Annotated in this window: 26 protein-coding genes; 13 read left to right on the top strand and 13 right to left on the bottom strand. The window is 39.3% G+C overall.

Features of this window, described 5'->3' with window-relative positions; all coding sequences use genetic code 11:
- From FJR05_RS00850 to FJR05_RS00835, 4 genes are all read right to left on the bottom strand, one after another.
- The coding region (locus tag FJR05_RS00850) for a HindVP family restriction endonuclease (RefSeq protein ID WP_371416762.1) at nt 1-412 on the bottom strand (412 nt) is incomplete at its 3' end.
- A 131-nt stretch (nt 413-543) separates the two neighbouring features.
- On the bottom strand, nt 544-1,182 hold the full coding sequence (locus tag FJR05_RS00845; protein ID WP_168642367.1) for a lysophospholipid acyltransferase family protein: 639 nt from the start codon (nt 1,180-1,182) through the stop codon (nt 544-546).
- A gap of 102 nt (nt 1,183-1,284) precedes the next feature.
- Nucleotides 1,285-2,184 carry a phosphate ABC transporter substrate-binding protein gene (locus FJR05_RS00840; protein WP_168642366.1) on the bottom strand — a complete coding sequence of 300 codons (900 nt, stop codon included), beginning with the start codon at nt 2,182-2,184 and terminating at the stop codon, nt 1,285-1,287.
- A gap of 10 nt (nt 2,185-2,194) precedes the next feature.
- Complete coding sequence (locus FJR05_RS00835) at nt 2,195-2,908, bottom strand: PspA/IM30 family protein (RefSeq protein ID WP_168642365.1); 714 nt, start codon at nt 2,906-2,908, stop codon at nt 2,195-2,197.
- Between the two features lie 844 nt (nt 2,909-3,752).
- On the opposite strand from FJR05_RS00835, the gene FJR05_RS00830 reads away from it, so the two are divergent.
- A complete protein-coding gene (locus tag FJR05_RS00830) occupies nt 3,753-4,259 on the top strand; it encodes a hypothetical protein (protein ID WP_168642364.1) in 507 nt (168 codons plus the stop codon).
- A 25-nt stretch (nt 4,260-4,284) separates the two neighbouring features.
- Here FJR05_RS00830 and FJR05_RS27515 read toward each other — a convergent pair whose 3' ends face one another.
- Nucleotides 4,285-4,410: a hypothetical protein gene (locus tag FJR05_RS27515; RefSeq protein WP_256376161.1), complete on the bottom strand. Its 126-nt coding sequence runs from the start codon at nt 4,408-4,410 to the stop codon at nt 4,285-4,287.
- Between FJR05_RS27515 and FJR05_RS00825 the strand changes: the two genes are divergently transcribed.
- Both FJR05_RS00825 and FJR05_RS00820 read left to right on the top strand, forming a co-directional pair.
- Nucleotides 4,391-4,783, top strand: a complete 393-nt coding sequence (locus FJR05_RS00825) for a DUF2358 domain-containing protein (protein ID WP_168642363.1) — start codon at nt 4,391-4,393, stop codon at nt 4,781-4,783. The two genes, FJR05_RS27515 and FJR05_RS00825, sit on opposite strands and share 20 nt — an antisense overlap.
- A gap of 42 nt (nt 4,784-4,825) precedes the next feature.
- The gene (locus tag FJR05_RS00820) at nt 4,826-6,001 is read left to right on the top strand and encodes a TRC40/GET3/ArsA family transport-energizing ATPase (protein ID WP_168642362.1); all 1,176 of its coding nucleotides are present in this window, start codon (nt 4,826-4,828) and stop codon (nt 5,999-6,001) included.
- Nucleotides 6,002-6,044: 43 nt separating this feature from the next.
- Here the strand turns inward: FJR05_RS00820 and FJR05_RS00815 are convergent, their stop codons facing one another.
- Complete coding sequence (locus tag FJR05_RS00815; protein ID WP_168642361.1) at nt 6,045-6,464, bottom strand: hypothetical protein; 420 nt, start codon at nt 6,462-6,464, stop codon at nt 6,045-6,047.
- Between the two features lie 160 nt (nt 6,465-6,624).
- Between FJR05_RS00815 and FJR05_RS00810 the strand changes: the two genes are divergently transcribed.
- From FJR05_RS00810 to FJR05_RS00790, 5 genes are all read left to right on the top strand, one after another.
- The gene (locus tag FJR05_RS00810; RefSeq protein ID WP_168642360.1) at nt 6,625-7,065 is read left to right on the top strand and encodes a BLUF domain-containing protein; all 441 of its coding nucleotides are present in this window, start codon (nt 6,625-6,627) and stop codon (nt 7,063-7,065) included.
- Between the two features lie 90 nt (nt 7,066-7,155).
- Nucleotides 7,156-9,000, top strand: coding sequence for a S8 family peptidase (locus tag FJR05_RS00805; protein ID WP_168642359.1), 1,845 nt, complete (start codon nt 7,156-7,158; stop codon nt 8,998-9,000).
- A gap of 131 nt (nt 9,001-9,131) precedes the next feature.
- Nucleotides 9,132-9,359, top strand: coding sequence for a hypothetical protein (locus FJR05_RS00800; RefSeq protein WP_168642358.1), 228 nt, complete (start codon nt 9,132-9,134; stop codon nt 9,357-9,359).
- A 58-nt stretch (nt 9,360-9,417) separates the two neighbouring features.
- Nucleotides 9,418-10,794 (top strand): aminopeptidase P family protein, encoded by a 1,377-nt coding sequence (locus FJR05_RS00795; protein WP_168642357.1) that lies wholly within the window; start codon nt 9,418-9,420, stop codon nt 10,792-10,794.
- An 87-nt stretch (nt 10,795-10,881) separates the two neighbouring features.
- Complete coding sequence (locus FJR05_RS00790; RefSeq protein ID WP_174783537.1) at nt 10,882-11,388, top strand: hypothetical protein; 507 nt, start codon at nt 10,882-10,884, stop codon at nt 11,386-11,388.
- 917 nt (nt 11,389-12,305) lie between these two features.
- Here FJR05_RS00790 and FJR05_RS00785 read toward each other — a convergent pair.
- Both FJR05_RS00785 and FJR05_RS00780 read right to left on the bottom strand, forming a co-directional pair.
- Nucleotides 12,306-13,361, bottom strand: a complete 1,056-nt coding sequence (locus tag FJR05_RS00785; RefSeq protein ID WP_168642356.1) for a YwqG family protein — start codon at nt 13,359-13,361, stop codon at nt 12,306-12,308.
- 181 nt (nt 13,362-13,542) lie between these two features.
- Nucleotides 13,543-14,826, bottom strand: coding sequence for an aspartate aminotransferase family protein (locus tag FJR05_RS00780; protein ID WP_168642355.1), 1,284 nt, complete (start codon nt 14,824-14,826; stop codon nt 13,543-13,545).
- A 20-nt stretch (nt 14,827-14,846) separates the two neighbouring features.
- Here FJR05_RS00780 and FJR05_RS00775 point away from each other — a divergent pair, with 20 nt between their 5' ends.
- The 3 genes from FJR05_RS00775 (at nt 14,847) to FJR05_RS00765 (ending at nt 17,381) form a co-directional block, all read left to right on the top strand.
- Nucleotides 14,847-15,005 (top strand): hypothetical protein, encoded by a 159-nt coding sequence (locus FJR05_RS00775; RefSeq protein WP_168642354.1) that lies wholly within the window; start codon nt 14,847-14,849, stop codon nt 15,003-15,005.
- A 332-nt stretch (nt 15,006-15,337) separates the two neighbouring features.
- Nucleotides 15,338-16,354: a TrkA family potassium uptake protein gene (locus FJR05_RS00770; protein ID WP_174783539.1), complete on the top strand. Its 1,017-nt coding sequence runs from the start codon at nt 15,338-15,340 to the stop codon at nt 16,352-16,354.
- Between the two features lie 67 nt (nt 16,355-16,421).
- Nucleotides 16,422-17,381, top strand: a complete 960-nt coding sequence (locus FJR05_RS00765) for a leucine-rich repeat domain-containing protein (RefSeq protein WP_254446613.1) — start codon at nt 16,422-16,424, stop codon at nt 17,379-17,381.
- Nucleotides 17,382-17,483: 102 nt separating this feature from the next.
- Here the strand turns inward: FJR05_RS00765 and FJR05_RS00760 are convergent, their stop codons facing one another.
- Complete coding sequence (locus FJR05_RS00760) at nt 17,484-18,167, bottom strand: response regulator transcription factor (protein WP_168642352.1); 684 nt, start codon at nt 18,165-18,167, stop codon at nt 17,484-17,486.
- Nucleotides 18,168-18,282: 115 nt separating this feature from the next.
- Here FJR05_RS00760 and FJR05_RS00755 point away from each other — a divergent pair, with 115 nt between their 5' ends.
- Complete coding sequence (locus FJR05_RS00755; protein ID WP_168642351.1) at nt 18,283-18,435, top strand: hypothetical protein; 153 nt, start codon at nt 18,283-18,285, stop codon at nt 18,433-18,435.
- A gap of 43 nt (nt 18,436-18,478) precedes the next feature.
- Nucleotides 18,479-18,949, top strand: coding sequence for an SsrA-binding protein SmpB (gene smpB / locus FJR05_RS00750; RefSeq protein ID WP_027400847.1), 471 nt, complete (start codon nt 18,479-18,481; stop codon nt 18,947-18,949).
- A 123-nt stretch (nt 18,950-19,072) separates the two neighbouring features.
- Here the strand turns inward: smpB and FJR05_RS00745 are convergent, their stop codons facing one another.
- From FJR05_RS00745 to FJR05_RS00730, 4 genes are all read right to left on the bottom strand, one after another.
- Nucleotides 19,073-20,458 (bottom strand): IctB family putative bicarbonate transporter, encoded by a 1,386-nt coding sequence (locus FJR05_RS00745; protein ID WP_168642350.1) that lies wholly within the window; start codon nt 20,456-20,458, stop codon nt 19,073-19,075.
- A 102-nt stretch (nt 20,459-20,560) separates the two neighbouring features.
- Nucleotides 20,561-21,403 carry a DUF2887 domain-containing protein gene (locus FJR05_RS00740; RefSeq protein ID WP_168642349.1) on the bottom strand — a complete coding sequence of 281 codons (843 nt, stop codon included), beginning with the start codon at nt 21,401-21,403 and terminating at the stop codon, nt 20,561-20,563.
- A gap of 53 nt (nt 21,404-21,456) precedes the next feature.
- A complete protein-coding gene (locus tag FJR05_RS00735) occupies nt 21,457-22,335 on the bottom strand; it encodes a DUF2887 domain-containing protein (protein WP_168642348.1) in 879 nt (292 codons plus the stop codon).
- Nucleotides 22,336-22,507: 172 nt separating this feature from the next.
- Nucleotides 22,508-23,962, bottom strand: a complete 1,455-nt coding sequence (locus FJR05_RS00730) for a tetratricopeptide repeat protein (protein ID WP_371416761.1) — start codon at nt 23,960-23,962, stop codon at nt 22,508-22,510.
- Between the last annotated feature and the right edge of the window lie 8 nt (nt 23,963-23,970).

The raw sequence follows: 23,970 nt of genomic DNA, 5'->3' as shown, positions 1-23,970 counted from the left end.
GTTTAACCAAATTATCACAAATCATATAAGGACGAGTATTAGAACCACTTAAAGCAAAGGCTTTATCATTCTTAGTGTTATAGGTTAATGTATCAATAACTAATTTATGATTTATCTTACCAACAAGAGCAAATTCATATAACATTTTTGCCAACCAGACAACAGAACGCATAGGTCTTTGGATGGTTTCTTCTGATTTAGCTAATCTTTTAGTGATATCAAAGAAAAGCCGGGTAAAACCAAAGTTACTCCAGACAAAAATATCTAAACAGTTTTGATAAAGTTTGGAAGTCTTACCAACCGTTTTCCATATTGGTTGCATAACTAATGGAGATTGAATTGCTATATTTTCACTTATTAAAGTATCTAAACTATCTACAATTTGAGGAATAAAAGGCAATACCTGACGGATACTTGACCAATCTTCAATTTGACTACATACAGGTTGAAGATAATTGAGTAAATTGACTTACATAAAAACGCATTATTATTTATGCTGAAAACTCTTGTGGGGTAGACATCTTACCTACCCTGTAATCAATTTTACCTGCCTAAATCGTGCATCTCATTAATTGCCTTCGCACACATTTGAGTAACTCTTTCCAACTCTTCCTTATTAGTAGAACTGGGAGCATCAATTAACTGACCAATTCTAATAGTTAAAGGTACAGAACGGGGTAGAGAAGAACCCGGTTGTAAAATCTGCTCACTTCCCCATAAACTTACTGGTAAAAAAGGAGCTTTAGCCTTAGCTGCGAGGAGGGCTGCACCTCTTTTCGGGTCATGAATGCGACCATCAGCGGTGCGTGTACCTTCTAAAAACACACCCACAGCCCAACCATTTTCTAAATACTCTAAAGCAGAACGAATTGCATTGCGGTCAGCACTGCCCCGACTGACAGGATACGCGCCGTATAATTTAATTGCTTGTGCTAAAACAGGAACTTTAAATAATTCTTCCTTAGCCATGTACGCGACGGGACGACGGACACAACTAGAAACTATGGGAGGGTCAAAATAACTAGCATGATTACTAACAACTATGACAGCACCAGATTGGGGGACATTTTCTGCGCCATAAATCTTGCCCCGAAAGTATGCGTGTAATGCGGGACTCACCACCGACCACTTAAAGGCGTGATACAGTGCCAAACTAATTAAGGGTTCACGAGTTCTAGTCACAGAAGATAGTATAAATAAAATAGAATACAAAAGTCAGAATTTAGGAGTCAGAACTCATTTTAACCTCTAACTCCCAAATCTAACTGCTAATTTTGCCTAGATTTAGTTGCCTAATGTTAAAGCCTGTTGTCCTTGAGGTGAAGTAGCATAACCTAAAAATGCTTGCACTCCGGCACTAGCAGGGTCTTTATAGACATAATACAGCGATCGCTGATAAGGATAATTACCTGCATCTGGAGTCAACCCATCTACAGATAGAACTCGCGCCCTTGTTTGATTAGCAACTTGAGCAAAGGTAGCATAACCAATCCCATCTGTTCCCAAGGCTTGAATTAGCGGAGTCGTAGCATCTCGTTGTAGTGTGGTAATGTTAGGAGTTTTGCCAAATTCAGCCTTTTTTAGCACCAATTCTTTAAATGTTTGGTGTGTGCCGCTAATTGCTGGACGATTAATGACGCGGATAGATGCAGATGGTCCCCCCACTGCTGACCAATTATTAATCTTTCCCTGAAATATATCTGCAATTTGACTACTGGTTAATCCCTGGTTGAAAGGATTTCCCGTACCGACAATCACGGCGATCGCATCTTGTGTTACAGTAACAGCCTTCAATCCCTGACCTTGCTCCTGTGCTGTCAACGGTCTAGAAGCCGCCGCAATATCCACTTTACCAGCCAAGAGATCCTGAATCCCCTTATCAGTCCCATTCCCCATAGCTTCCACCTTCGCACCAGGAAACTGTTTCTCAAACCCATTCCTGAGATTTTGGTTAATTGTCACCATACTCGTAGAACCGTCTATTTTTACAGTCGTACCACTGGCCACTGTCGTTGGTAAGGGGAAAGCCTCAGAAGTCACACCAGTAGGCGAATTATTTTCTGGCTGCGTAGTTGTCGAAATTGGGGCAGGATTACGCATAAAAAACCACCAGTAACCACCACCCAAAAGCCCTAAAAATAGCAAAATAAACACAATAGGAGGTGGACCGCTTCTCTGACTCATAAATTCCTAATTATTCTGGTAATTGTTTAGATGGGGAATCTTGTAATCTTTGCAAACGACGAGCAACTTCGTCATCTAATGTCATACTTTCAATCTCAGCTTGCATTTTTTCGGTAGGATTTTCCGATAATTCTGCCAAAGCTTCCGTCTGTAAATTTCGACGTTCCACAGCCCCCTTAGCCTTTTCAAAATCACTCTTAGCCGAGCCAATATCAAATTCATTATTGACCTTAGCAATCATCGCCAGAGCTTCATTCACCTCTGACATATCCTTCATGTTCTGCATATCCGCTTTGTAGCTTTCTAGCTTTATCCTCTCACGATTGAGCTTATCCTTAGAAGCCTTAACAGCCATTTCTGCCTGTTTAACCATCTCCTCTAATTTCGGCAAAATTTGCTCCGTTTGAATCGCCTTACTCATAGCCATTCGCGCAGCTTCTTCATTACCACTCCGTTGAGCAATCATCGCTTGTTGCTCCAGAGTTTTGGATTCTGTAATTTTTGCCTCATATTTGCGCTTGGCAGTCTTATAAGCCCCTTCTTGAGCCGCCACTGCTCCTGCTAGTTTCTGAACAGCTTCTTGCATGGACTGAAGGGATTCTTCAGCAACCGCTACAGCCACCTTACCACCAGACTCTACAGGCATTCCCCATAACCAGTTCCAAGTCCCAACTATGGTTCTTCCTGCCCTTTCACCCATTATCCAGTAGACAGCTTTTTTCATAACCCAAAGTTATTTTAGTGAGAGTGGTTATGGTAATATTTTTACTCTAATATGGGCATACATAGCAATTGTTTGTCAATTTCTTCAAGTATATCTAGGAATCCTCAGTCAGTAACTCAGCCCTAAAGGGACTGAGCTTGTAAGAAATTACAAGCTGTACTGACCAGTCTAAGTCTTCACTGACTACGTTTTTTGAGTCACGACACCCTGGAATGCGTAGCTAGTTCCCTGCTCTGTCATTTGCAATTAAACAGTTTTAAAGTCCCTGAAACAGTGTTGCAAGTCTAAAAAGCTCTTAAAACATTGACGAAGCTAACATTACCCCAGAAATGGGAGGCACATCGCGTGCAACACATTATGCGTACAGAGTTGGGAATTTTGAATCGGTAATTGTCCCGTTGAAAGTACATCACAAAAGTACCCCGAATTTCCTAACTCCAAGGCGGTAATGAAAAAAGATTCAAAGCGGTTAAAACCGCCCGTGCGGTCACTGAGCTTGTCGAAGTGTCGTTTCCCTCTCAGGGCTAAAGCCGCTGAGTTTCCCACTTACCGGGTATTCTTATGATTTCTGAGCAATATTTAAGTAGCTGAGGGTAGCCAACATCTACCAAAATCTGTCTAAAGTAGGCAAAAACCCCATATAAACATCCGGTTTGATGATGAAAAATATCCGTAGGGTGTGTAAAGCCCTTGCGGGCATGGCTTCGCTTAGAGCGGTAGCGTAACGCACCAAATTTTTTATCAGGGAAAGATGATCAAATATCTCTAACTTGTGAATAAATAACAAACAACAACAAGAGAAAAAATGCACAAAAAATACTCGATTAATTTTTAAGGAATGCTGATGATGACACTTGCACAAATTCAAAATCAAATCAAAAGCCAAGCCGCTAAAATCGCTGAACAGCAGCAAGAATTATTAGATGCTCAACAAGAATTATCTTTACTTTTAGAGAAGAAAAAAATTATGGAAGAACTAGCCAATGAAAAACTGAAAGAAGCAGCACAACTATTAAGAGAAGCCCAAACTGATTTAGAATGTACAACAGAAGAAATTTTAGAAATCACTAAATCAAAAATGATTAGCCCTGAATTAGAAGATCAACTTGATTTAGTAGAACAAAATGGCAAAAATAGCTTAATTTTGGGAACTTTAGGATCTTTAGAATCTATAGAAATTGATCTAGGCCAATCCGAACTTAGTCTCGCAGAAGGTAAACAAGAATTAGTCAATGCCTTAACTGAAAAGATAGATGAGTTTGAATTTGCTTTATCCTGTTTACCTGTAGAAGAAAGAGATTGTGCCAGAGTCAAGCTACAAACTGTAATCGGTAATTTTGTAAATCAGTAATAAACAAGAATTAACCAAGTTAAAATCAATCATCCTGACTTCTTCTTCTTTTCTCCTGACTCCTGATTCTTTCTTTCTCCTGACTCCTGACTCCTGACTCCTGACTCCTCTTTCCGTGACTCCTGTTAATTATGAATATTATTGAAACCATCAAAGCCGATTATGCTAGATTTCCTGAAAATCAAACTTACAGCATTTATGCCGACGACGTTTATTTTCAAGATGCTGTTTTCAAATTTCGGGGACTTGAACTTTATAAATGGATGATTAAATTCATTCAAACTTTTTTCTTCAATCTCAAACTAGATTTACATAACATCCAATCTCAGGAAGAAATTATTAAAACTGAATGGACAATGAGTTGGAATTCGCCATTACCCTGGAAACCCTATATTTCCGTTTCTGGTTGGAGTGAATTACGTCTCAATGCTGAGGGTTTAATTGTTTCCCATATTGATTATTGGCACTGTTCCCGTTTAGATGTAATTAAGCAACATTTCATTTCTGGGAAAAACCAATCATAATGTAAATAAATGTAAATAAAATCCAGGCGTAAGGAATAATTAATGCGAGTAATTTTAATGACAGGGAAAGGTGGCGTGGGTAAAACCTCCGTTGCCGCAGCCACTGGACTCCGTTGTGCTGAACTCGGCTATCGGACATTAGTTTTAAGTACAGACCCCGCCCATTCCCTTGCAGATAGCTTTGACGTAGAATTAGGCCATGATGCCCGTCTCGTTCGTCCTAATTTGTGGGGGGCAGAATTAGATGCCCTGCAAGAATTAGAAGGTAATTGGGGGGCAGTGAAACGCTACATTACCCAAGTTTTACAAGCCAGAGGTTTGGACGGCATACAGGCGGAAGAATTGGCAATCTTACCGGGTATGGATGAAATTTTCGGACTGGTGAGAATGAAACGTCATTATGATGACGGAGAATATGAGGTTTTAATTATTGACTCTGCCCCTACTGGTACGGCATTACGGCTGTTAAGTTTGCCTGAAGTTGGCGGTTGGTATATGCGTCGTTTTTATAAACCGTTTCAAAATATTTCCGTTGCCCTCAGACCACTGGTAGAACCTTTTTTCAAACCTATTGCTGGTTTTTCTTTACCAGATAAGGAGGTAATGGACGCACCTTATGAATTTTATGAGCAAATTGAAGCTTTGGAAAAGGTTTTAACTGACAATACTCAAACCTCTGTGCGTCTAGTCACCAATCCCGAAAAGATGGTAATTAAAGAATCTCTTCGCGCTCATGCCTATTTGAGTTTGTATAATGTAGCGACAGATTTAGTGATTGCTAACCGGATTATTCCTCAAGAGGTGACAGACCCATTTTTCCAACGCTGGAAGGAAAATCAAGAACAATATCGTCAGGAAATTCATGATAATTTCTTACCTTTGCCAGTGAAAGAAGTTCCTCTCTACTCTGAAGAATTGTGTGGATTGGCGGCTTTGGAAAGATTGAAAGAAACTCTCTACAAAGATGAAGATCCAACTCAAGTTTATTATAAGGAAACTACTCTCAGAGTTGTGCAAGAGAATAACCAATACAGTTTAGAACTCTATTTACCGAATATTCCCAAAAGCCAAGTGCAATTAAGTAAAACTGGAGATGAGTTAAATATTACTATTGGCAATCATCGTCGTAATTTAGTATTACCTCAAGCTTTAGCTGCACTACAACCAGCAGGGGCGAAAATGGAAGATGATTATCTGAAAATTCGTTTCGCTGAATAGAAATCAGGAAATCAGGGCGGGGTTTCCCCGCCCCTACTTAAGTTTATATCTGCAAATTTTTTAATGTCCTTTGCAAAAATTTACCCCATTCTGCGGCTAGGGGAACTTCTGTAAACGGAACACGAATTGATTTAGGAGTAGTTAATAAAAAGTCTAATTCGATTTTGCGACCTTTTTGGGGAGGATTTTCTGTGTCTACTACATGATCATTAACTAAAAGGCGGATTTCTTGAACTTCCAATAAAGAAAAAGTTTCTAATTCAATGGGTCCTTTTGTGGTGGGTTTTCCCCAGGTGATATCATTACCTTTTTGAGCTAATACTGCATAAATATCATATTTTGCCCGTTCAAATTGTTCTGCCCAAATTTGATAAGCTTGAAGTTTTTTAAATTCCTGTGAACCTTGCCAAGCTAACCAGAAAAATGCTACTAACAAAGGCAACCAGAAAAGACCACGTTCCATAATAATTCTTAATGCCTCTTTGAGAGGAGCGTCGTTAATTTTATGAGAAAATAGGTAAGAAGATAGAATTTTTTCTAACAATCCACCAAATACTATTTTACAATATAGCAATTTAACTATTTCATAGACAAATAACCAGTAATCTAGGGGAGAAAAATAAATGACTTTATACCGTTTAATTTACAGTAGCTATGGACAATCTAATCTGGGGTATCACGATCTCAAGGATATTATGGAGAAATCGGAGAAAAATAACCAATTTGATGGAGTTACGGGACTACTATGTTATGGGGATTCTGTATTTTTGCAGATATTGGAAGGCGATCGCACAATAATTAGTAAAACTTACCATCGGATTTCCCTTGACCCCCGCCACCATAGCCCAGAGTTGATTGAATGTACCCCTATCGAAAGTCGTGTTTTTGGCGTTTGGTCTATGAAGGCAGTTAATTTGAGTGCTTTAAACTCTCAGGAAGTGAGAAATTTGATTTTAAAATATTCTTTATCCACTACCTTGCGACCAGAGAACATGACTTCAGAGCAATGTCTTAATTTCATGAAGGCAGTGGCTATATTTTACAATAAAGCTGCATCATCTTGATACTTATTTTCTCTTCCCTATTCCCTGTTTCCTATTCCCTGTTACCTACTAAATAAGTTATGGTAGTGAGCAAACTGACAAGAAGCGGTGATGAAAAAACTTATATTATTGTGCTTGTTTGTGATTGGACTGACTGCGGCTGTATTTGGGTTTCTGAATTTTCAGGGACTGGCAGCGAAAGGTGAGTTTGAGACAATTTTGCTAGATTTTCGGGAAGATGTGGCAGAAAGTGTGATTGAGATGGATTTACGAGCGATCGCTCAACAATATCATGTTACCCCCCAACTGGATAATAAATATTCAGCAGTGGATCATGTCTATATTATCAAAGGCGATCGCCAACGACTCACAGAATTACGAAAATCTCCCTTTGCTAAAGCTACAGAATTTATTGAACCAAATTACATTTATAAAATCGTTCCCCAAGGTAAAGCCACTTGGTTAGGAGAACTGTTAGCACCCCAAAATGAAGAACCAAATTCTTCCTTAATTGGTCCCAATGATCAGTATTACAGCAAACAGTGGAACTTACACAAAATTGGCGTAGAAGCCGCATGGACACGGAGTAAAGGTAGTGGTATCACCGTCGCCGTTATTGATACGGGCATTACCAAAGTCCGCGACTTATATGAAACCAAATTTGTCAAAGGCTACGATTTTGTCAACGACACAGAAGCAGCCAAAGACGACAACGGACACGGAACTCACGTTGCTGGTACAGTAGCCCAAGCCACCAATAATGCCTATGGTGTCGCGGGAGTAGCCTACGAAGCCAATCTCATGCCCTTAAAAGTCTTAAATGCCGACGGTTCAGGAACAGTAGCCGACATTGCCGAAGCCATCAAATTTGCGGCTGATAACGGCGCAGACATCATTAACATGAGCTTAGGTGGTGGTGGTTCTAGCCAACTCATGGAAGATGCTGTTAATTACGCCCATAACAAAGGTGTAACCATTATTGCCGCCGCCGGCAACGAAGACACCAACGGCGTGAGCTATCCTGCCCGTTATGATCATGTTATCGGTGTTTCCGCCTTTGGACCAGACGGTGAAAGAGCATCCTATTCTAATTATGGTGCCGGTGTAGATATTTCTGCCCCTGGAGGGAGTGAAAGCGGGGCTATTCTCCAAGAAACTATCAATGAACAAGGTGAAGGCGTATTTCTCGGACTCCAAGGCACAAGTATGGCTTCTCCCCACGTTGCGGGTGTAGCGGCACTAATCAAAGCCTTGGGAATCAAAGAACCTGATGAGATTTTGCAAGTTCTCCAACAGTCAGCTAGAGTCATTCAAGACGACGGTTTGAACTATTATGGGGCTGGACAACTCAACGCCGAAGCAGCGGTTAAATTAGCCAGCGACGGTATCATTAGTGTTCCCGACTTTTTCCGGTGGTTGCGAGAACAAGGTTATCTAAATCCCGGCTTTTGGATAGATGGCGGAGCGATCGCATTAGTCCCTAAAATATTCATGGTAGTAGGTTCTTATCTCCTCGCTTGGTTTTTACGAACCTATTTCCCCTTCGCTTGGAGTTGGTCTCTATCTAGCGGCTTAATTTTCGGAAGTTCTGGCTTATTCTTCCTCAAAGGATTGTATATCTTTGATCTTCCCCAATGGCCGTTCCGAATTTTAGGTAGTTCCATTCCCGAATTAGGCAACACCTTACAGGGAACAGACGCACTAAATCCGCTTTTTGCCAGCGTCCTCATTCCCTTTCTGTTAATAGCCTTATTCTTAGGACATCCTACTGGGAAATGGTTTGCCATTGGTGCAACATTAGGAATAACAACTTTCCTCACAGTTAGTGCTATTTATGATCCTGCCGTTTGGGGTTTAGGAAATAGTAACCTCGCCCGAATCTTCCTCCTCGTCAATGCTTTACTTTGCTACGGACTAGCCCGGTTAGCATTAAAAAAAGACGGACAAACTGCTTAATTAGGTAATTGGTAATCATAGCCCCCTCCTCGCTTGCGGGGAGGGGGTTGGGGGTGGGGTTCTTGGATCTCATAACACTGGGAAGTGCTGTATTACCCATTCCTAACCAACTAACAACTGACAACCGACAAATGACTATTACAACTACTGGTACTATCGAACGGCGAAATATTGGACTTGGTGCTTGGGCTTTCGTAACCGAAGATGGTGTTACCTACGAAATCCCCAAAAGTTCCGATAAAACCTTACTCAAAGCCGGACAAAAAGCCAAAATTACCGGAAAAATCCGAGAAGACTTAATGACAGCAGCAATGATTGGTTCTGTTTTAGAAATTCATTCCTTTGAAATAATCACATAATTTAATCTACCTCTTTGCGCCTTTGCGTCTCTGCGAGAAACCCAAATCTATTCCTCCTATGCACACAACCCTCCCAGAAACTCTCCGTCACCGTCGCCAAAAACTCGCAGAAATCATAGACTTTCCCGCCGTTCTCTGGTCAGGTAGTAGTAGTTCCCGCAACTTCCCTGCCAATACCTTCCCCCACCGCGCCAATAGCCATTTCCTTTATTTCGCCGGCATCCCTCTCGAAAACGCCGCCATACGCCTAGAAAGTGGCAAGCTACAACTATTTATAGATGACCCCCACCCCAGTAGCGCCCTCTGGCATGGAGAAACCCCAAATCGTGAAGAAATTGCCGCCAAAATAGGCGCAGATGAAGCCAAAACAATGGCAGAATTAGCAAATTACTTAGAAAACGTGGCGACTTTGCCAGTACAAGATGCAACCACTTGGACACAGCAAACCCAACTTTTAGATAGATTCATTTTACCAAAAACTCAACTCGAAGGCATTGATTTAGAACTAGCGAAAGCCATTGTTTCTCTGCGGCTTACCCATGATGCAGCAGCATTGATAGAATTACGTAAAGCAGCAGCAGTCAGTGTAACAGCACACAAGGCAGGAATGGCAGCAACATCTTCAGCTAAACAAGAATCAGAAGTCCGTGCCGCAATGGAAGCAGTAATTATGGCTCAGAATATGACCACTGCTTACACCAGCATCGTTACAGTTCATGGTGAAGTTTTACACAATAATCATTATTACCACTCCCTGCAACCAGGAGATTTACTTTTAGCCGACGTGGGTGCAGAAACCCAAACAGGTTGGGCGGCTGATATTACCCGCACTTGGCCTGTTTCTGGTAAGTTTTCATCAACCCAAAAAGACATTTATGATATTGTTTTAGCTGCCCATGATGCTTGTATTCAAAACATAGTACCTGGTGTAGAATATGCAGAAATTCATCTGTTAGCAGCAACTATCATTGCTGAAGGTTTAGTAAATTTAGGAATTTTGCAAGGTAAACCAGAAGATTTGGTAAAAATGGATCTTCATGCTTTATTTTTTCCTCACGGAATTGGACATCTTTTAGGTTTAGATGTTCATGATATGGAAGATTTGGGAGACATCGCCGGTTATGATCAGGGCAGAAGCAGAAGTAGCCGTTTTGGTTTAAGTTATTTACGATTAAATCGTCCCTTACGTCCAGGAATGTTAGTCACAATTGAACCAGGATTTTATCAAGTTCCGGCAATTTTAAATGATCCAAAAACTCGTTCTCAATATCAATATTTAGTTAATTGGGAACGTTTAGAACAATTTGCAGATGTGCGAGGTATTCGCATTGAAGATGATGTATTAGTTACAGAATCAGGGAGTGAAGTTTTAACCGCCGCATTACCCACTCAAACTAGTGCTATTGAAGATTTATTAAATCCCAATTTTTCGTAGGTTGGGTTGACGCAAGGAAACCCAACATGAGATCACATAATTAAGAGTTGTAATTCATTAATTCACATTTTCAATACTTTTAAAATCATGAAAAAATCCCCCATAGCATTCATATGTAGTGGCATTATTATCAGCTTAGGAATTTTACCATCCTTAGCACAAGCCAAACAACCTGTTTCTGATACCCAAGTTGCAGCAATGGTAGAAGCTTTGCGACTCGCTGCACCTAAAACAAAAAAGCGCAATGATGGCTATTATAGCGACTGGCAAGTTAAACCAGAAACTATCAAAGGTTGGACAAAAACTTGTCTGAAAAAAGAATTAACACCAACTCAGTTTGAAAATGATCCGAAAATAGCCCGTCAAGTTATTTCCTGTATTACTAACCGGGAGTTAAATAAGCAATTTACAGCCACTAAAAATAATGAAAATAGTGCTGTGCGTGGTGTCGCTTGTTGGTGGATGACTGGTAATTATACGGGCTGTAATCAGGGCTTTACGGCTGATTACGTGCAGAAGGTAGTCCGCTTTTACAAGCAAGAAATTTCCAAACCAACAACCACAACTTCTCCACCACAGAAACATATCAATTGATATAATTTAAAATTAAGGATTTTCAACAGAGTCCCAACATTTATGATCACGCCAAACTGCATTTTTCGCCTCACACTTTTCCTGTTCTTTAGTACCAGTAATTGAGGTAGGGCGAATAATGTTTAAGTTGGATGTAACATAAGAAATCATGAACGAACCGGTAGAAAAACCACAATAGATTAAAGTTCCAAAAAAAAAACGTAGCAGTGACAAATTTAATAGCAGGTATTACAGAAAAACTACGTTTTTTGCCATAGAGTTGATAGCGCATATATTTCCTCAAGGTGGTGTTTATGGCAGATAACACCCTGGGAATCAATATGAACTTGTCAAATTATTTATAACAATATATCGTGGATATTTCTGTTAGCTAATAGACAAAGCAGCAATTCTCATTTTAAGGTTTCATGATATTTAAACCCTTAAGTTCAAAAGTGAGAATCACGGATTATACGGATTAAAAGATTACGCGGATTGGTTATTTGCTATGATAAAAGTTGCTAAAATCCGTGAAATCAGCGCAATCCGTCTAATCCGTGATTCAGACCTTATTTTTTCAAAGTGAGAATTGCTGTAGACCAAGCTAAGTAGTTTTTGCTGAATATGGACTGTTTATAGAGATTTTTAGGTAAATGAACTACATCTTTTTTATCTCACGCAGAGACGCAAAGGAATAGAGAAACGAGAGTGTGGTTTAGATAAATGAAAAATTCTGTCGCCAGTAAATTCACTATTCAAATCGGATTACTTCTTCTAACATACCTCTAAGATACAAGGTTGGGTTGAGAAACGAAACCCAACACCCCTTGAGATTCTACCGCTAATGTTGGGTTTCACTTCGTTCTACCCAACCTACAACAATTAGATTCTTTATCATAAAGGCAATGCTAGAACTGATAAACCTAATTCATCTTCTCTCAACAACAAGCATAGGTGTACAAAATCTTAGAAAAATCTAACTGTTTCAGTGCAGAAGGTTGAATAAAAAAGTTACCAACTCCCTCATCTCCCCACATAATTGAATGTTCATCATCAGAGTTAATTTGCAATAGCAGAAAATCGTAACCTTCCTCTTCCTGCAAATCTTCACGATCATCATTTTGCACGAATGCGGGATATCCTCCTAAACGGTGTCCTCCTAGTAAATCCTCATATTTTTCTTCATATTCATTGATAAAATCATCTACTAGTTCTTCTAAAGAGTTTTCCATTGCTTTGGTTAAATTACTTTGTTGAAATATGGGAAAATGGCTTTTGACTAAGTTTCTAAAGCGATAATCTGATGCACTCATGGGAGTTGATTTTATAGCGAAATTCAAAGCCAAACAGTCTACTAATGGTAAACCTATTCCTGGAGGTAAAAAATCAAAGTTGTCTAGGAGATTATCAATATTCAAATCTGGTTCAGGAAAGTAAATAACTCGAAAAGTTGTTTGTTTTAATTGCGGATATTCTTCAATTCCATAGGCTGTTTCACCTGATGCTTCGATATAAAACTGAAGAATCCCTTTTTCTGGTAAATCTTCTAAATTCGGCGTTTCTGAAAAGTTGATTTGTGCTAAAAGATGGAGGGGAGTACCATTTGGTGCTTCAGGATAGGTCGTATTTTTAGGAAGGTAAGGTACACCACCAAATTTACTTTGCCATAAGGTAGTTTCTGTTGTTGAATAGGGGGTAATTTCTATAGAAGGTTTGATAATTGCATTGGCAAATTCATCTACTTGATTTTTTAGTTCTAAGAACATCCCATACAATTCATCTGGAGTAAAATCTTTGTTATTTTCATCTACGGTCACAGATTCGACATCATACCAACCATGTGTGAGTAATTCTTGAATACTTTCGTTAAAAAAGGCTTCTGCTTCGGCTTCAGAAGAGAATTTATGCAGTTCTTGATAATGGGTAACATTGCAGCCGTCTAGATGAATTGAGGTTCTCAGTGAACTTAATCTAAATATTTTATTGGATTTCATGATAATTAACTTTAGATGTGATAATCAATGATAGAAATATAAACCGAAAAAATTCGTAATTGATAATTATTAAAACTACGAATTACGAATTATTATAGAAACCCAGGCGGGGAAACCCCGCCCCTACAGGGTTGACGATTTGCTGATTGGATCTCACAAGGAGTGCATACTGCTATATCAGTTAGGCTGTTAGTTTAGCTAATACCTTTTCTACAGCTTTTAATGCTTGTTTGATTTCTGCATCTGTGACAATGAGAGGGGGAACAAACCGCACGACTTTGGGACCTGCGGGAACAAGTAATAAACCTTCTGCCATAGCAGCTTTGACGACTTCAGGGGCTGTTAAAGGAATATCGGCTTTGATTTCCATACCATTGATTAGACCCCAACCGCGCACTTCTGAGATATGCTGAGGATATTGACGAGCGATCGCTTTTAATCCTTCTCGTAAATGTGCGCCCTGTTCTACCACATTCTGTAAAATATTCTCTTTTTCCAAAGTCTCACAAACACTCAGCGCCACACCACAGACAAAGGGATTACCACCAAATGTACTCGCGTGTTCTCCTGGTTGGAAAATATCGCAGAATTTCTTACTCATCATCGCACCGATGGGAATACCACCGCCCAAACCTTTCGCACTGGTGAAAATATCTGGTTCTACTCCCAAATGTTCATAACCCCATAATTTACCACTGCGTCCCATACCAACTTGCACTTCGTCGAAAATCAACAAAATGCCCGTTTCGTCGCAAATCTCCCGTAAGCGTTTGAAGTAGGCAACATCCCCAGGACGAACTCCACCTTCTCCCTGTAATGGTTCAATTAAAATTGCCCCTACGCGATAATTACCTTCGTCTAATTCAGTAACAGCAGCTTCTACTGCTCTGATATCGTTGTAATCTACATAGTGGAAACCAGGAACTAAAGGATCAAAGTGTTTTTGATATTTTGGCTGTCCAGTTGCAGTCACGGTTGCTAAAGTCCGTCCGTGAAAACTGGCATGGGCAGTTAAAATTATGGGGTTAGCAATTTCTAGGACAGTATGGGCATATTTCCGCGCTAGTTTAATTGCTGCTTCGTTGGCTTCAGCGCCAGAATTGCAGAAAAATACTCTATCTGCACAGGAATGATTAACAATCCATTTCGCTAATTCACCCTGTTCAGGAATATAGTACAAATTAGAAACATGATGCAATTTCTGGATTTGTCTAGTTACAGCCTCTACCATTGCTGGATGGGCGTGTCCTAGAGTACAAGTGGCAATACCCGCGACAAAATCCAGATATTCGTTGCCCTGACTATCCCAAACACGGCAACCAGCACCCCGTTCTAAAGCCAAAGGAAACCGTCCATAGGTAGACATGACAGCCCCATTAAAGCTATCAACATCAAAAGGTGTAGATGGCATAATACCTGACTCCGGGGGGTTCGTGGCTTGTTCAATTAGAGTTTGCACGCTCACTACCGCTACTCCTGAAAAGCTTGTATCGTAATACTCTACTAGATTCTCACAAATCTTTCAAAATTTCTGATGATTTTAGGAGTCAAGGAGTCAGGAGTCAGGAGTCAGGAGTCAGGAGAAAGAAGGAAGAGGAAAAATCACCCATATTTGTGCAAATATTATTTATTGTGAATCCCTAGATTAGAAGTTTTTTAATTCTTAATTCGGGCTTGCTGATAGCGTAGCGTGGTTTTAACCATATAAACATAAAACCTTGATAAATCAAGAGTTGTAGGGAAATAAAATGTGAATAAGGTGCAAGGAATAATCTTTAAACCTATCAAAAAAATATCACTTTCTCATATTCTTCCTGATTCCTTATTCCTTATTCCTTATTCCTTATTCCTTATTCCTTCTTTCTTCCTCCTGACTCCTGACTCCTGACTCCTGACTCCTGACTCCTATCCCAAATTCTTAATTGCCTGTGTATTCTACCCTTGAACAAAAATATCAACGTATTCAAAAGGAGTTAATGGCTGGGGCGCTTGCTTTAGCTGGTATTTCCCTAATTGGGACTCTATGGTATTCCCTTGTTGAGGGCTGGAGATGGGAAGATGCAGCTTATATGACTGTGATTACTTTGGCAACTGTCGGTTATGGGGAAACTCACCCATTAGGTAGTCGGGGACGGTTGTTTACAATTGCTTTGATTTTAATGGGTGTGGTCAATCTTGGTTATATTGTCAATAGATTTACAGCCGCAGTCATTGAAGGCTATTTTCTCGAAGGAATTCGACTCCGACAACAAAGGCGTTTAATGGAATCATTATCAGGACATTATATTATCTGTGGATTTAGCCGCACTGGGCGACAAATTGCTAAGGAATTTCAGGCTGAAGCTGTTCCTTTTGTAATTATTGATTCGGAATTAGAATCTGTACAAAAAGCTCAGGAAATTGGTTATATTGTTTTTCAAGGTGATGCCACGTTAGACGATACTTTGTTAAAAGTTGGCATTACTAAAGCAATTTGTATTGTGGCGGCTTTACCTTCAGATGCGGAAAATTTATATACTGTTTTATCAGCAAAAACACTGAACCAAGATATTCGAGCGATCGCTCGCGCTAGTACAGAAGAAGCGGTACAAAAGTTACAACGTGGTGGCGCAGATGCCGTAATTTCACCGTATATCACCGGCGGCAAACGCATGGCAGCAGCAGCCCTCAGACCGCAAATTTTAGACTTTGTGGATGGGATTCTCTCTGGTACAGACCGTCAGTTATATATGGAAGAATTTTTACTAGATACGGATAGGTGTCCCTTCGTTGGTCAAAGTTTACAAAAAGCCAAATTGCGATCGCAATCAGGTGCATTAGTTCTGGCAATTCGCCGCCTTGATGGTAAACTTATTGGTGGACCCACCGGAGATACTGTTTTAATGTCGGGAGATACATTAATTTGTATGGGTACGGCTGAACAATTGCGGGATTTAAATCAAATTCTCGGTCCGATTAATTCTATCCCCCTAAAACGTCCCAAAAATAGCTAAAAGCAGACTTATTTTACAAGTTGTGAAGATGGTAAAATTACCGTATCTTTTTCGTATAACTTGTAAAATGATGAAACTAGCTTTAGTACCCACCACTATCTTTATTTTGACGTTAGGATTTTATACTCCAAAAGTCACCGCAGCACCGACAAAAATACCTAAGACATTTACAGAATGGTGTCAAAAAAAAGCCAGTTTACCTCAACAGACTAGGGGAACGGTAGAAGCATTATTAAAAGTTGCTAAAACCCAAAATTGTAGTCAAGCTAATCAAACGCTAACTAAATTGACTAAACTTGACCTAAATAAAAATCAAATCAGCGATATCAAACCTTTGTCTAATCTCAATAAATTGACTGAACTTGATCTTTCGGGAAATCAAATCAGCGATATCACACCTTTATCTAATCTCACTAATTTGACTTATCTTGGCCTTTCAGCAAATCAAATCAGCAATATCAAACCTTTGTCTAATCTGACTAAATTAACTACTCTTTACCTTTCAGAAAATCAAATCAGCAATATCACACCTTTATCTAATCTCTCTAATTTGACTTCTCTCTATCTTAATAAAAATCAAATCAGCAATATCAAATTTTTGGCTAACCTGACTAACTTGACTTCTCTTTACCTTGATAAAAATCAAATCAGCAATATCAAACCTTTGTCTAATCTCAATAAATTAACTGAACTTGGCCTTTCAGAAAATCAAATCAGGGATATCAAACCTTTGTCTAATCTGACTAACTTGAATTCTCTTGACCTTCCGCTAAATAAAATCAGCGATATCAAATCTTTGTCTAATCTGACTAAATTGACTTATCTTGGTCTTTCAGCAAATCAAATCACGGATATCAAATCTTTGTCTAATCTGACTAATTTAACTGAACTTAAACTTTCATTAAATCAAATCAGGGATATCAAACCTTTATCTAATTTGACTAATTTAACTGTTCTTGATCTTTTAGAAAATCCACTTATCTCTAAACAATGTCCCCTGCAAACAGCATCTATTTGTAAGTTTTAGCCGGGTTAAATTTTGGTGCGTTATAGACTCACTAACACACTCTCAAAATACTCAATTTAACTGAATATTACCAGACTAAAAATGTAAATTTTGGCAAAAATCCTATTCTACCAAACCATGTTTCATCGCAAATCTAACTAATTCTGCCCGGTTACTAGTTTCAGTTTTCCTCAATAAACTACTCACATACTTCTCCACTGTACGCGGACTTAAATGTAAATGATTACCAATTTCTCCATTAGACAAACCATGAGTTAATAAGTCTAAAACTTCCTGTTCTCTCACAGTTAGCGGTGTCAATACCTGAGATTGTTGCACCTGATTAGGTATAGAAATATGACCGTTTTTTGCTTTTGTATATGTGGCAAAACTGATTTCTTCCTGATAAATAAAACGACATTCTGATTGGATGATTTGCGATCGCTCTAATAAATTACGTATAGCAGCGGCTATTTCCTCTAATTCAAAAGGCTTAGGCAAATACAAATCACAGCCAGACTGATATCCCAAAATTCGTTCTTGGGTTTTCGTTCTCTCTGTTAACAAAATCACGGGTAATAATCGAAACGCCGATAGTTGACGAACACGACGTACCAATTCATAGCCATTCATCTGTGGCATCATAATATCTGTCACCATCAAATCAGGATGACGCTTCTCAACCATAGCCAAAGCATCTACACCATTATCAACAGTTATAACATTATACCCGGACAGATCAAGATAGTCACTAATAGATAGGCGTGTACCTAAATCGTCATCTGCGACAAGAATAGTCAAGGGCATGGATAGTACACCCCTATAATCTTTTGGTCGAGTAATTGAATGTAATCACAAATCTTAATAGACACAAGCAAGAATACTAATTCTATCTCTAATACTATGACAAGATTACTTACTCATGATGACATCATCAATGATTTCTAAAGAAAATATTAAATTTTCACAAATTGTTCATAAAACTTTACATAATCTCCAAAAAAGAGAGATGATTTTTGGTCAATCACTAATCACCAGTCTCTTTGGATTACAATTAAAGAAAAAGCCAGTCTAAAGAAATTTTTAGGCGTATTTATTAAAACTTAAGAAGATTTTTGATGAGTGATAAACAGAGTGAAGGTTACAAAGTTATTTGTGATAATCGGCAAGCACGGTTCTTATATGAAATCATAGAAACCTATGAAGCGGGTATTCAATTGACAGGAACTGAGGTTAAGTCAATTCGTGCCGGTAAAGCCAATTTGCAAGATGGTTATGCCTTGCTTCGTGACGGTGAAGCATGGTTAATTAACGTGCATATTTCTCCTTATACCTCCAGCGGTGCATATTTTAATCACGAACCCAGACGAACCCGCAAATTATTACTCCATAAACAAGAACTACGTAAACTCATTGGTAGGGTACAACAGGAAGGTTTAACCCTAGTCCCCCTCAAAATGTATTTGAAACGGGGTTGGGTAAAAATAGTTATTGCCCTGGGTAAAGGTAAAAAACTCCACGACAAACGCGAAAGCCTCAAACGTCGTGATGATCAAAGAGATATGCAAAGGGCAATGAAGAGGTATTAGAGGAGAGGAGTCAGGAGTCAGGAGTCAGGAGTCAGGAGTCAGGAGAAAGAAAGAAGAAAGAAGAAGGAAGAAGGAAGAAGGAAGAAGAAAAATGACCACTGACCACTGACCACTGACCACTGACTAATGACTTCTAGCCAAAGGTTGCCAATAACTGGCAATTAAAGCCACCATAAACCACCAGAGGGTATTAACTTCAGGGCGATAGAAGACTGTATCAAATAGACCTTGACCAAGTATACCTAGCATACTAGCGATCGCCCCAATTAACCAGAATCCCTCTATATTCCTAGTTTCTCTTAATCGTCGCAGGTGCAAAAATCCCGTATTAAAAGTAACGACTATTAACCACAGGAAACAGGTAAAACCCAAAAAGCCAGTTTCCACAATCGTTTCTAGAAACACAGAATAGGCACTTAAAGCCGTAAACCGAGGACGTTGATAGAGAGGATATATCTTATTAAAAGAATTGTGTCCAGGTCCTATACCAATTATCGGGCGATCGCGGATCATTTGAAAAACAGATTCCCAGACATTTTTGCGAAAATTATTACTACTGTCTTGGCGGTCAGCAAATATACTCACAACCCGCACCCGGAAAGGTTCAACAAATAGCACCCCTATCACCAATAACCCCACCACACTTCCTAACAGAATAGGTAAAGACCAAGTTCGCCAAAATGGGGGCATTTTTATACTCCACCAATAAATCAGCAATACCGCCACAGTAAACAATCCCACCAACAAAGCAATCCAACCACCACGACTAAAGGTAAGAATTAAAGTAGCAGCATTGACAAGAAACATTGTTAATGCTAATGATTTCCTAATCCAACCTTGCCAAGCCACAATAGCCACCAAGCTTAAAACCACAGCCGGTAAAAGATATCCAGCCAATAAATTAGGATTACCCAAATAACTGTAAACCCTGGTAGTCTTAGCCAAAGGCGATTCCGGGTCAACCCAAGTAGCTAAAGCCTTCGCACCAAAAAACCATTGTCGCAACCCATAAACACTGACAATCAGGGATATATGCAAATAAAGAGTAATCAGCCAAGACCGAAACCGGGGGACTCGCAGCACCCTAGCACAAAGGGCAAACAGCAACAAATAAAGAGTTACTGTTTGTAAATCAGCCAAAGCCGCTTTTTTCACCGGTGATAAAGCCGTTGATATGGCAGCAACACTCCAATACAGCAACACTAGCAGGTGAATAGGAGTAACTGAAGCCGCATTTGCTGATGTATTATCATCCGATAAAGTCAACATCAGCCAAAAGCCGACACAAGCCACCAACAATAAACCGATTAAAGTCGTAGAAACAAAAGGTGCGAGAGCATAAATAAGGCTAAGTAAGCCAACAGCAATAATATCTCCCCACTGCATTAAGATACTACTTTGTCGCCAAGGCAGCAAAAGCCCCACCAGAAACCGATGTAGGTAACTACCAGACAAATATTCTTTCAGTGGTAAAGAAGATAAAGTCAATCTTTCCCAGACTAAATTCATGGAGAAATACAGAATACAGAAGTTATGCAGTATAGCTTACGGCAAGTCTGTCTGTGAAAATTAATATTCGTTTCCTAGAAGGCTATTCTAAAATTTTTATAACTACAAATGCGCCAAAAGCCACGCATCTAAATCGGCTATTCCGGTAAAATCTAACAAGGACTCGCCTAAACTCTCTAACTGCTCTATATTCAAACCTCTTATTTGCTCTTGTTGGGCTAGAGACAGCAATCCATACCGCTTAGTCAACATACGCAGCACTAGACCAGTTTCTCCTTCTTGTCGTCCTTCTTGTTGTCCTTCTTGAAACACTTCCTGATAAAACCGTGTTTGGGTGACATCTGCTGTTTTCAGGTTTAGCATTTTCAAAATCTCCTTTGTGCTGAGTTGTGGGAATTTATTCACAAGTATAGCTTCTACCAAATCTAAGCGCCGGCGCAGTTCTTCTTCTGTTTCGGCACTATTAAGAATCGCTTGTGCCAAGGGGGCTGTATCTTGTTCATTGACTACCAGCAATTTCAACAATGACAGATTGGGACTCAAGTTTGTTAATGGTAACAAATCTTCTAGATATAACCGTTTGACTTGACTTGTTAACAAGGATTGATAGGGAACATCTGAGCCTAAATCTTCCTGTCGGTTGGGTAAAATTAATAATCCGTACCAAGGTTGCTTGACGTTGTACTGATATAGGTACATAAAAATCTCTGCAAAATACCGCCCATAAAATTTGGGGTCTCTCTGCATCTGTGCCTCTAAAAATACCAAAGGCAAATTTAGATCCTTGGCAATCGGTGTTAATAGTCCATCTAGTTCAAATCCTTTTTCTTTGACTCCGGGCGCACTATAGGTAAATTCGCAATCTTTGGGAATTTCTGGGATTAACTCGGTAATTAATCCTGGCTGAGATAAAAATAGTCGGTAAAACAGTTTATCAGTTTTCATAATTACATTACCTATTGTTCTCCTTAATCTCCTCAGCCAAAAATTCTATTTTTCTACAAATGCGCCAAAAGCCACCCATCTAAATCGGATATTTCTGTAAAATCTAACAAAGACTCCCCTAAACTCTCCAACTGCTCTATATTCAAACTTCTTATTTGCTCTTGTTGAGTTAAAGACAGCAATCCATACCGCTTAGTCAACATACGCAGCACTAGACCAGTTTCCCCTTCTTGTCGTCCTTCTTGTTGTCCTTCTTGTCGTCCTGCTTGTCGTCCTGCTTGCTGTCCTTCTTGAAACACTTCCTGATAAAACCGTGTTTGGGTGACATCTGCTGTTTTCAGGTTTAGCATTTTCAAAATCTCCTTTGTGCTGAGTTGTGGGAATTTATTAACAAGTATAGCTTCTACCAAATCTATGCGTCGGCGCAGTTCTTCTTCTGTGTCCGCACTATTAATAATCTCCTGTGCCAAGGGGGCTGTATCTTGTTCATTGACTACCAGCAATTTCAATAATGACAGATTGGGACTCAAATCTGTTAATGGTAACAAATCTTCTAGATATAACCGTTTGACTTGACTTGTTAACAACGATTGGTAGGGAATGTCTGAGCCTAAATCTTCCTGTCGGTTGGGTAAAATTAATAATCCGTACCAAGGTTGCTTGACGTTGTACTGATATAGGTACATAAAAATCTCTGCAAAATACCGCCCATAAAATTTGGGGTCTCTCTGCATCTGTGCCTCTAAAAATACCAAAGGCAAATTTAGATCCTTGGCAATCGGTGTTAATAGTCCATCTAGTTCAAATCCTTTTTCTTTGACTCCGGGCGCACTATAGGTAAATTCGCAATCTTTGGGAATTTCTGGGATTAACTCGGTAATTAATCCTGGCTGAGATAAAAATAGTCGGTAAAACAGTTTATCAGTTTTCATAATTACCTATCGTTCTCCTTAATCTCCTTATCTAAAAATTTTTTTCTTGTTCTCATACAGGGTATAGGAATGAGAATCTTAACGCAAAATATCAGATTGCTAAACAAAGCTATTGTTATCCTATCCAATAGATTTGTCTGAAAATAAATGCTTTAAGATTAACGGCATTTACTTAATGATTGCGTAAACGTTCAAAATTACCACGAACAATAATAGTATGAGGGTGATCTACTCCTAATCGTTGTTCAAAAATATTTAAAGCTTGTTGGTAGAGAGGTTCTGCTTCCTTGTACTTGCCTTGAGATTGGTAAAGGAATGCCAAATTGTTGAAACTGGTAGCAACATCAGGATGATCATCACCCAGCAGTTTTTGTCTGAGAGCTAAAGCTTGTTGGCAGAGAGGTTCTGCTTCCTTGTACTTGCCTTGAGATTGGTAAAGGAATGCCAAATTGTTGAAACTGGTAGCAACATCAGGATGATCATCACCCAGCAGTTTTTGCCTGAGAGCTAAAGCTTGTTGGTAGAGAGGTTCTGCTTCCTTGTACTTGCCTTGAAAATGGTAAAGTCCTGCCAAATTGTTGAGACTGGTAGCAACAGCAGGATGATCATCACCCAGCAGTTTTTGCCTGAGAGCTAAAGCTTGTTGGTAGAGAGATTCTGCTTTTTTGTACCTGCCTTGAGAATAGTAAAGAAATGCCAAATTGTTGAGACTGGTAGCAACAGCAGGATGATCATCACCTAGCAGTTTTTGCCTGAGATCTAAAGCTTGTTGGTAGAGAGGTTCTGCTTCCTTGTACTTGCCTTGAGCTTCGTAAAGTAATGCCAAATTGTTGAGACTGGTAGCAACATCAGGATGATCATCACCCAGCAGTTTTTGCAAGAGAGCTAAAGCTTGTTGGTAGAGAGGTTCTGCTTTGTTGTACTTACCTTGAGATTTGTAAAGTCCTGCCAAATGGTTAAGACTGTAAGCAACATGAGGATGATCATTACCTAAACGCTGTTTTAGCAATGATACACATTTTTTTAGCCAAGGTTCTGCATCATTATATAATCCTTGTCCTTCATAAAATTTTCCTACTCCCAAAAAAGGCCAAATTAAGTTTTCATCACTCATAGTATCCAGTAAATGATCTGCTACTTCCTGTAAATGGGGTATATCTAATTTGAATCTTTGAATATCTTTCTGTATTGGTTGTTCTGGAATTTCTTGAGCTATATCAACCATTGCTTGGCAGAAGTGAGATACTTGTTGTTGTCCAGAAGCTAAATTATTTTGCTTCTTTTTCAAAAACTCACGAATTAGTTGATGTAATTGATAACAATTATCTTCACTTTGCAAAAGATGTAATTGTTCTAATTCAATTCTGGCATCTTCTAAATCTTCTGTATCTTTTTCAGGTGCAGCACTTTCCACAAGTGACCAAGGAATAGGAGCTAAAGCAAACAAACTCAGTAAACAACCTAATTCTTGAGCAGCAGAACTGAGAACTTCCCAACTTAATGCAAAAGCAGCTTCAACACCACGAGTTATAGATAGAGTCCAGGTTGGGTCATTCATATCAACAACTAAAGCAGGATGACCTAAACCTTTAGCTTCTAATCTTTTCGGTTCTACCGCTCCCTTTATGGAGAAAT

The organism is Dolichospermum sp. UHCC 0259, from assembly GCF_009711935.1.
Classification (GTDB): domain Bacteria; phylum Cyanobacteriota; class Cyanobacteriia; order Cyanobacteriales; family Nostocaceae; genus Dolichospermum.
Note: the sequence above shows the minus strand (reverse complement) of the source record. Positions and strands in the feature narration are given on the sequence as shown.